The 2,811-nt window shown below is 53.3% G+C and carries 4 protein-coding genes and 1 pseudogene; all 5 read right to left on the bottom strand.

Features of this window, described 5'->3' with window-relative positions; all coding sequences use genetic code 11:
- Positions 1–102, bottom strand: a pseudogene (locus AC2FLD_RS22390) (IS6 family transposase); the annotation flags it as partial.
- An 87-nt stretch (positions 103–189) separates the two neighbouring features.
- Positions 190–471, bottom strand: coding sequence for a hypothetical protein (locus tag AC2FLD_RS22385; protein WP_496674522.1), 282 nt, complete (start codon positions 469–471; stop codon positions 190–192).
- Between the two features lie 84 nt (positions 472–555).
- Positions 556–1,719 (bottom strand): aromatic ring-hydroxylating oxygenase subunit alpha, encoded by a 1,164-nt coding sequence (locus tag AC2FLD_RS22380; RefSeq protein ID WP_496674519.1) that lies wholly within the window; start codon positions 1,717–1,719, stop codon positions 556–558.
- A 10-nt stretch (positions 1,720–1,729) separates the two neighbouring features.
- Positions 1,730–1,993: a hypothetical protein gene (locus AC2FLD_RS22375; protein WP_496674516.1), complete on the bottom strand. Its 264-nt coding sequence runs from the start codon at positions 1,991–1,993 to the stop codon at positions 1,730–1,732.
- Positions 1,990–2,580 carry a TetR/AcrR family transcriptional regulator gene (locus tag AC2FLD_RS22370; protein ID WP_050604439.1) on the bottom strand — a complete coding sequence of 197 codons (591 nt, stop codon included), beginning with the start codon at positions 2,578–2,580 and terminating at the stop codon, positions 1,990–1,992. Before AC2FLD_RS22370 ends, AC2FLD_RS22375 begins: the two co-directional genes overlap by 4 nt.
- Positions 2,581–2,811: the final 231 nt, after the last annotated feature.

The following is a 2,811-nucleotide window of genomic DNA, read 5'->3' as shown; positions in this document are numbered from 1 at the left end:
GATTTCTTCCAGATCCCGGTATGACACACCGTATCGGACATAGAAAAACACCGCGAACAGGATCACATCCTTCGGATGTTGCGCGCCTTTGAAGGAAATCATGAACTGACTTTCGACTGATAATACTGAAAGTCATTCACCCGCAGCATCTGACCTCGTCAACAGCCAAAAGTATGCAACAGATCCTCCCTAGCTCGCGTCGACCACTGTGGGATCCTGATGCCAATCAGGAAGTGTTTCCCAATCGGCCACTGGATAGGAAAACTGCTCATCCTGTTGGCCCAGCCCGTATTTGATCGTGACGGTATGCACCGCCTTCGGGTGCCAGTCTGTCCAAGTCGCGGCGATTGCTGCCTCATCTGTTGCATTGAGATAGCGCGCCGCCAGGTCCTCGGGTTCGTCTGACGGACTGGCCAAGACCAGTCCGGTTGCCAGGATCGTACCGATCAAGGTTGCAAAAATGCGTTTCATTTGCTTTCCAAATTTGCCGGAGTGGATGGAGGTGTACGAACAGTCAATTGAAGGAGTGATCCGATATTGACTCAAGGCATCTGGCTAAGTTCCGGCCTCTTGTGTCTCAAGGAAGTCCAGGATTGCTTGTTGGTGTCTGACAACGGGGCTTTCTCCGTTGGCGGCTGGGCCGACCTCAAAAAACGGGCTGGTCAAAGACTTTTGCTGTTGCTCACAGGCGTATATGTCCTCGGCAGTGAAATCACCTGACGCCATTGGATCATCTTCGCCGATTGCGTCGCTGTCAGGATATTTCGGGCCGCCGAAATCCTTCCAGAAACTCCAACTGCTCCATTCCTGTTTCTGAAATTCCCACCCTGAGGCATTCGCGAGTTTGGTGCGGTTTTCCACGCGCGTCAGATCAGGACCCAAGGGCGTGATAATGAAGATGTTCCAGCTATCCTCGCCCGCGCCAAGCCCTATACCGGGAAACAGCATTGGCACCCAGGCCCCAATATGGGGTTCCGGTATTGCCAGGGGTGTAGGCAGGTTTTTCTCCAAATCCTTTGCATAATCAGACGCCGGCGGTTCCCAGAAGTGATAATGCGGACCTTTCCAGCCGTATTCCGCCCGTGCATGATCATACATGTGGAGCGTGTTCGAATGAAGATGGCTCAGGTGATAGACGTCGATATAGTTCTCGACCACGATCTTCCAGTTGGCCTTGATCTCATAGCTTTGCCGCGCATCGGGATATTCCATCAACTCTTCCGGTTTGTGTGGTCCCAACAGCGGATCAACCGCACCGAACCACTCAACAAGGCTTGGCGGATTTGGATCAGGATGCACAAAAAGCATACCACGCCAGATATCGACACTGGCGGGTTTCAGGCCGAGGCAGGATTTGTCGACCCCATTGGGATATTCCTTTGCTTCATCGGGAATAGAAATCAGGTTGCCCTCAAGGTCGTATGTCCAGTCATGGTAGGGGCACGTCAGCGCCTTTTGCGTTTTCCCGACAGCCCGGATCAACTGTGTACCACGGTGACGGCAGATGTTATGAAATGCCCGCAGACGGTGATCGCGCCCCATCACGATAAAGATGTTGTTCAGCCCGGCCTGGACCGAAATGAAATGACCGGGTTCCGGCACATCCTCAGCCAACCCGGCATAGCGCCAGGTTCGCGAGAAGATCAGTTGTTGTTCGCGGTCGAACCAATCTTGTGATGTATAGGCGTCAACGGGAAGGCGGTGATACATGCGGGTCATTGCAAACCTCTTAAACAAGCCAGATGGCGTAGGTCGGAAACAGGCTGGCCGCGATCATCATCAGGCCGAACACAGCCCAAAGGATCGCTACTGCCCAGAAAAGGATAGGGTCCTGATCGCGTGTGATGTCAAAGACCAGCGCGGTCTGGCCTGTCATGATCGATGGCACCAACCACCACAGAAACAGCAGACCCCAAACCCAGTAGAGCCCCAGTACAGCCGCAACCAAAAGAACTGGTAAAGCGGTATAGTTGAAAAGGCTTCGGGTGCTCATACGGTCGTCCCCAAGCTGGCGGCAAGAATCTGTGCCGCCTGTTTCAGCTCCTCGCGCCACGCTTCAGGCGGATTGAGCGGGGTCAGGGAATCCAAGTTCACATATGTAGCGGCAATCCCCTGAGAGACTGCGCGGATCTGTGTGGCAGAGGCATCCGGGGCAGCCCGTTTCAAGACAACTTCGATCACCTCAAAGAACCGTTCCAGGCTGTCGACAAGGGGTTGTCGCATTGACGGGTGATTGGCGACGGATGTGACAAGCGACTGGTAGGCCAGCATTACACGCGGATCATTGGGGACAGATTTATCAAACAGCAGATCGATCAGATCTGCTGTCGTGCCTGTTGGTTCCAACGCGCCCCGAAGGGAGATTGTCGCCTGCGCAAACCTGTCTACAACATGGTTTATAAGGGCCCCGGTCATCTGGTCTTTGTTGCCCAAATAGTGTCGCAGGATGGGTCGTTTGACGCCGGCCTCAGTGGCGACTCGCTCTTGGGTTGCCCCCTCCAATCCGAAACGGGACACACAGGTGAGATATGCATCAAGGATCTGTTCTGATCGCTGGTCTTTCAGGCTGGGGCGGGGCATGGTTTCTCTCGTTTATTGTCACATCTGACAAATAACTACGTAAAGTATATTGTCAATAGTGACAATTAATGAACCCTTGTAACGACCAGTGCGCCCACAGCCCCGAGAGGTTGTCTCAATGCATTAAGGTTTCAGTGTTTGTTGCCGACTTAGGTAGGGTCAGGACCCATTGATTTTCGTTTTGCAGCATGATTCACGGTTCTAAAACTGAGCGGTGAACATGTCTGATCT

The sequence above is a fragment of the Ruegeria sp. CDSA021 genome, from assembly GCF_059612325.1.
This window is presented reverse-complemented; position numbering and strand designations above follow the sequence as displayed.

What these genes read in the sequence shown, in the direction of transcription:
- AC2FLD_RS22385 (WP_496674522.1), bottom strand. Translation starts at nt 471, where the DNA reads ATGAAACGCATTTTTGCAACCTTGATCGGTACGATCCTGGCAACCGGA.
- AC2FLD_RS22375 (WP_496674516.1), bottom strand. Translation starts at nt 1,993, where the DNA reads ATGAGCACCCGAAGCCTTTTCAACTATACCGCTTTACCAGTTCTTTTG.
- AC2FLD_RS22380 (WP_496674519.1), bottom strand. Translation starts at nt 1,719, where the DNA reads ATGACCCGCATGTATCACCGCCTTCCCGTTGACGCCTATACATCACAA.
- AC2FLD_RS22370 (WP_050604439.1), bottom strand. Translation starts at nt 2,580, where the DNA reads ATGCCCCGCCCCAGCCTGAAAGACCAGCGATCAGAACAGATCCTTGAT.